The sequence below is a fragment of the Deltaproteobacteria bacterium genome, assembly GCA_028818775.1.
GTDB lineage: Bacteria > Desulfobacterota > Binatia > UBA9968 > JAJDTQ01 > JAJDTQ01.
Window position 1 is genome coordinate 1 of sequence record JAPPNE010000010.1, and the last position, 5,768, is coordinate 5,768.

Annotated in this window: 4 protein-coding genes; all 4 read right to left on the reverse strand. The window is 62.8% G+C overall.

All coding sequences use genetic code 11. The annotated features are described in order from the left end of the window. Positions 1–1,789, reverse strand: a 1,789-nt coding sequence (locus tag OXU42_00850) for a relaxase domain-containing protein (GenBank protein MDE0027938.1), incomplete at its 3' end; no start/stop codon positions are given. A 418-nt stretch (positions 1,790–2,207) separates the two neighbouring features. After that, the gene (locus tag OXU42_00855; protein MDE0027939.1) at positions 2,208–2,510 is read right to left on the reverse strand and encodes a hypothetical protein; all 303 of its coding nucleotides are present in this window, start codon (positions 2,508–2,510) and stop codon (positions 2,208–2,210) included. 290 nt (positions 2,511–2,800) lie between these two features. Then, positions 2,801–3,181: a hypothetical protein gene (locus OXU42_00860; protein ID MDE0027940.1), complete on the reverse strand. Its 381-nt coding sequence runs from the start codon at positions 3,179–3,181 to the stop codon at positions 2,801–2,803. A 543-nt stretch (positions 3,182–3,724) separates the two neighbouring features. Beyond that, entirely contained in the window at positions 3,725–4,939 is a 1,215-nt protein-coding gene (locus OXU42_00865; GenBank protein MDE0027941.1) for a hypothetical protein, read from the reverse strand. Positions 4,940–5,768 lie beyond the last annotated feature (829 nt).

Sequence of the window (5,768 nt, forward strand, 5' to 3'; positions counted from 1 at the left end):
GCAGGATCTCGTCCATCACCGCGGTCTTCATCCCGGCCCGTCTGAGTTGCTCGAAAGGCTTGCCCGCCTCCACCGCACCCAACTGCTTTTCGTCTCCCACCAGTACCACACGGGGAACCCGGAGCGTGGTCGCTGCCCTGAGCAGTCCGCGCATCTGTTCGCTTGAAGCGAGCGAGCTCTCGTCCACCACGAGCACTGTCTTCGAGAACGAGGCGCGCAGGCCGCGAAGTCCCTTCGGCGTGCCTCGGCCTTCGCCAATACCCGCATGTTGCGCAAGGAACCGTTGCAGCGTCTCCGACCCGATCCCGGACTCCCGCTCCAAGGTGCGCGCAGCCGAGGCCGACGGAGCCAGCCCCAGCGTCCGGTAGCCCCGGCTCCCCAGGAGCGCCCGGAGCCTGTCGAGCATCGTCGTCTTGCCCGTCCCGGCGTACCCCTGCACTCCCACCACCCGGTCACTGGACGTAAGGATCATCCTGACCGCTTCCTTCTGTCCCTCGTTCAGGCGGCCCCGGTGCAGTTTCGTCGCGGCGATCCAGCCGCGCATGATCGCCTTCCCGGATCCCTGGCCGGCCTGCATGAGCGCGATCGTCTCCGACTCCCGCGCCAGTGCCGCGTCCGTGGTCCAGTGTCTTCCGTGTGCGAGGCCCGTTGCGGCGTGGAGGCCGCCGCCCTCTTCGAGTGAGGAGATGACCCGCTCCGCCGCCTCTGCCGTCACGGTGCCCGGCTCCCGGGCCAGCGCCGCCGCAAGAAGATCTCCGTGGGCGAACACCGCCCGGCGCTCGGAGAGGTGCTCCACTGCCCACCTCGCGGCATCGCCCGCCTCGTTGCCCCGGTCCGAGAACAGGTCCGGCGCCGGGCGTTCCCGCTCCGCTCGTCTTGCCTTCGCGCGCACCGCGTCGGCCGAGAACCCGAACTCCGCCGCCTGCCGCTCCCATGAGCGTCGCAGTTCCCCCTTGTCCACGTCCCGTTTCTTCGCCCGCGTCATCAACGCCGCGCGGTCCGCCAGCTTCGGGTTCTCCATCGGCGCTCCTTCATCCCGCGCCAGCATCGCGGCTTCGATCTCCGCCCGCCGTGTCGAGAACCCCTCCACTACTTCCCGTGACACCCCCGAGATCTCGAACCTGCCGTCCGGGTGGGTCCTCTCGATCCCGTACCCCAGGTGCTTGAGACCACGGGCAAGCTCTGCCCGGTAGACCGCGCCCATCGCCATCTTGTTCCGGTAGAGACCGTCGTTGACCATGGTCCTCCATTTGGAATCGTCCCCCTGGACCATGTTCGCCACCACCGCATGGGTGTGGAGCTGCGGGTCGAGGTTGCGGGAGGCGTCGTGGCGGAACGTTGCGGCCACCATCTTCTGGCCGTCGGCGTGGACCATTGCCCCGCTGGCCTTGTCCTGAATCCGGGTTTCGATGGCGTTCCGCTCGATCCAGGAAAGGGTCCGAGTGACGGCCCTGTCGTGGACGGCGACGATCCGTTCGTCTCCTCCCACCAGCGCCATGAGAGACACCGACTTCGGCGCCGAAAGGGTGACGTCCCGGCCCGGCCGATGGCGGGTCTCCCCGTCTCGGCCGCGCTTGCCCAGGTGCGGCCCGCCCGGCACCCTGCCTTCGAGCACGCCCTGGAAGACGTCCGTATCCACCGGACCCGAGAGTCCCAGCGCCTCGGCGCCCTTGCCGGCCCAGGCGCTCGCTTCCCTGTGCGCAGGGTCGTTCCTGGCGTAGTAGCCGTCCTTCTCGAAGTACGCCACGCCCTGTGACGGCGAGGCAATCACGCCGATGGAGGCTACCATCCGGGCCTCCCGCCGAGGGGTTGTTCTTGCCGGCCTCGTATGTCCATGAAGCCCGAATAGCTACTTTCTTGGCGTAGAACAAGGCCGCAACGGGCCGGTTTGCAGCTCTGTCGTTGCATGGCGTCAATTGTCCATGTAACCCTCCGGCCGGACGTGCGGGTACTGCGAGCGAGGTTGCTTGTGAGAGGGAGTCTACGGTAAGTTTTCGTCCGAAGCACTTCAGTGATGTCTGATCAATGAGAAGTTGTTCGAATTCTTCCGGAGGATCGCCAACCGGGCACAGCCGTCGCGCAAGGCGCCGGACGAGTTGGTACCTCAGACGCCTCAGGCCAGGGACGAGAGCAGTTCCGTCGAGGGTAGCACCGCCGAAGCTGTACGCGAGTTCGAAGTCGTAGAAACGTCAAAAGGTCGGTTTCACCTAGCCGGTTTCGGCGTCAACTGCGGGGGAACTGATCGAAATGAAAGTTTCGTCTTCGTCGTCCGCGACCGGTACGGCCGTGAGGTGGCGCGTTCCTTGCCCACCACCGCTCGACAAATATCGATCGCCGAGCGCGGCCGGCGAGACTACGATGCCAATCGCTTCCATCAAACAGACTTCTTCAAAAGGGCTGTCAAGGGTAGCCCGGCACCGGCTTCGGCATTTGCGCGCAGGTGTCGATGGACGTTCCGGTAGAGGATGACATGAACTGTCGTCGTTCTTGAAGGGCGATTTCGTGGCCATGGCCGCGTCCAGGCAGGTTTCCGCCCGTGCCCAGACGTCCATGTATGGTCGAGGGATCCGCTCAACTGTGCAACCACGCCGATGATGAACGAGCCCGTCACGTTGCGATGCCGTCGGGAGGGGGCGTCTATACCATCGATTACGTTACTCAAGGGGCAGGACGCTGCCGTCCGCGACATGGCAAAAGCGGCCTTTGACACTCAAGTGGAAATCGGCGAACTGAAGGCATGGCTTGAAGACGTGTTCCTGGACGCCTACGCAAGAGGGTACTACAAGGGACTGACACGGGATCAAGGCGTGGACGCACCTTGGTCCGCTATTCCAACCAAGGCTGGACCTTTGAGACATAGAATTTTTACAGTCCTTGGGATTCTCAGCTTTGCGCGCATCTCCTGGCTGTTCAATTTCTCAAGGTCTTTGCTGCAGTTGTCAATGCTAGCGTATCCAACGACGGCCAAGTCCTTGACGCGGTCGCCCTTGCACATTGCGCACGCATCTTCGTAAAGCTGGTAGCCAAGCATCACATACTCAAATAGCTTGAGGGTGGTTGCTGCATTTATCGGCCTTGCGTGTGGAAAGACGCGATCTCGCCAATCGTCGTCGTTTTGCGCCAACGCACTGCCCGCAAGCACAAGGACGGGCAGCAAAGCTACAATCAATAAATTTTTCATGTTATATCCCTTTTCCGATTTTGGCAGTCGGACAACCCGCAAAAAACCGAAGTGTGCCCACGAGGCTGCCAGTGGTGGATTTCGAAGCTTCCAATGGTTGGCGGTGACCCGTCTTCAGCTTGTTGCTCGCGTGTTTGGTTCGCTCTTCTCCGCTCACGTCGGCTTCGTCAACCTACATTGACTTACTGAACGGGCTTTTCTGTCTTCTTGTTATCGCGTGTCTGTCGGATTAGTTCTGGGCGAGCCGTCTGGCCTTTTGGTGAACCCTTCGAACAGACCCTCGAGTCTGGCCATGCGTTCACGTAAGTCGGCTACATCGCGGCGGACTTCTGCGATGGCCGCGCCGGTGGAATACTGGCCGGTGACGACAAATGAAGCCAAGCCGATGATGAGAATGCCGAGAGTGGCCCCTACTCCCACGATTGCGACGGTTTCCTGTTTCCAAGCCATGGCTTGAAGCTACCGCGACGCGGTAAGGGAGTCAAGGTGGGGAGTCCTCAAGTCCTTGATGGTCCTTGGTAGGCATAATCATGTCAGGTTCTACTAATGGCCAGACGTCCTGAAGAAGTAGGCGGCGAACTCGCCCGGCCGAGTCGGGATAGCGGAAGACTCCGAGCCGGCCGGGGGAGTCTCGGCGGTTCTACTTGAACTGCGCCTTTCGTTGCCGGACTTAGGCCGGTCCGGGGTGGGAACGATCTTCTCGACGGTGATCCGTTGCCCCCGAATGAGGATGGTGACTTCGTCCGGGTCGAAGTTCATGTCGGTGAGAAGGATGGTGAGCCACTTCTCCATCTTGTTGGGCTTGGCGGATGTGACGTACTCGTACTTGCGCACGGCCGGGTCCGCGCTCAGAAGCGTGTGGCTCTTGTAGCCCGGGAACTCGTCGGCCATGACGCCGATGATGGTGAGGGCCTCGCGCCTTTCGAAGTACCGCAGCATCACCGTGTAGGGGGTCTGCATGCCGTGGCCGCTGTCGCCCTGCGCCATGCGGCCGGTTCCTGTAACCGGTCGTTCCGCGCCTCCGCTCCCGCCCGCCCGTGCGCCGCTGGCCGAGACGTCGCGGTAGCGGGCGAACTTCCTGGCGAGCACGACGCCGAGGCTTCCGGCGACGGGCGTGGTCCCCACCACCTCGGTGATGCAGAGCTTATCCTGCAGGCAGTCTTGCGGTGCGGCGGACTCCTGCCGGGGCATCTCGAAGGTGTCGATGAACTCGTTGGCCTTGACGGCGTAGCTCTCGTCGATATGGGTGCGGACCTTGGTGAGGCCGCGCAGATCCTTGGCCGCGGCGTGGATGCGGAAGGCCGTTTGGCCGACCTGCACAACCGCGTGCACTCGGGAGCGTACTGGCCCGAGCTGGGAATCCGACACCCGTGGCCCGACCAACGATTTGCCGTCAGCGCTAGTTGGGGCGCAACCCAAGGGAGGAGCCGGATGCCTTAGCGGGCACGTCCGGATCTGCGCGGGGGGCGCCGGGCAACCGGCGTCCCTACCGCAATTGTCCACGGATACCGACTCTTCGTCCACCATGCGGAAGCCCGTGCGCTTCATATCGTGCTTGAGCTCGGCCAGCACGCGCTTGAAGATGTCGCTGCTGCGCTTGACGGTGGTCTTGTCCTCGTCCTCGCCAGCCACGAGCACGGGCACGTTGTTGTACTCGGTGTGGACAACGGTGGGGCCGCAGGCCGAGAGCACGATTGCCAGGGCCAGCACCGTGATGCCGAGGGCCGTCCGAGTCATTTTCAAGAAGAGATCGAACATGGTTGCCTCGTAAGCGGTGCCGCTGGGGCACGTTGACTTTTGGGAGAGTCGTGGGTGAAGGCCCAAGGCAGGAGTTCGTCGATGCGTGAGGCGCGATGCCCTTGAGGGTAGCCATGAGGTAGGCGTAGGGCCTGACGCCGTTCAACTTGGTGGTCTGTAAGGCTATATGGCCCCAGGCGTAGGTCACCGCGACGGCGACGAAGCAAAGAACCGATCCTTGCCCACTGCTCCGGGAGGATGCGGATACGCATGTTCCGGGTTTTGTCGGTGATGTCGGTCATGGTGTGCCGCCCAAACTCTCGCTATTTCCCGTCACGAACGAAGCGGAACTTCATCGAACTCTACACAAGTAGGGCCCGATGCGCGAACTAAACTTACCCGGGTTCCGGGTAGTGGAGGAGGGGATCTCGAAGGCGTCGACCGTCACACGGAAGACCGGCCCTGGCACAAACTGCGACCATGCAGAGGATACCCTACACGCCCTCCTGACGCTACACGTCCCACTCCGGTGATAGGAGCGCTAACATCCTGATAAAGCGCGAGAATCCGGCTGGCACAGAATAGATCCAGCCGGTCGCGTTTCGTGCCATCTCTTCCCGGCATGCCAGAAACGCTCACGGCTACGATCCATTATGGTGCGGGAGCATCACTTCGCAGCCCTTCGCAGCCTCTGCGATCTCTGCACCACCGGTGCGTGGGGTGTGAGGAGAAAGACTCCGCATGGAGTCAGATGGGCGCTTGTGCCCTGCACACCGTCATCGGCCGGAACAGCCGGCGCCGCAAGGGGTTGGAGCCTTCGCGGCGATTGAGCGAGACGACCGGGCCGCAG

What these genes read in the sequence shown, in the direction of transcription:
- OXU42_00855 (MDE0027939.1), bottom strand. Translation starts at nt 2,510, where the DNA reads ATGGCCACGAAATCGCCCTTCAAGAACGACGACAGTTCATGTCATCCT.
- OXU42_00865 (MDE0027941.1), bottom strand. Translation starts at nt 4,939, where the DNA reads ATGTTCGATCTCTTCTTGAAAATGACTCGGACGGCCCTCGGCATCACG.
- OXU42_00860 (MDE0027940.1), bottom strand. Translation starts at nt 3,181, where the DNA reads ATGAAAAATTTATTGATTGTAGCTTTGCTGCCCGTCCTTGTGCTTGCG.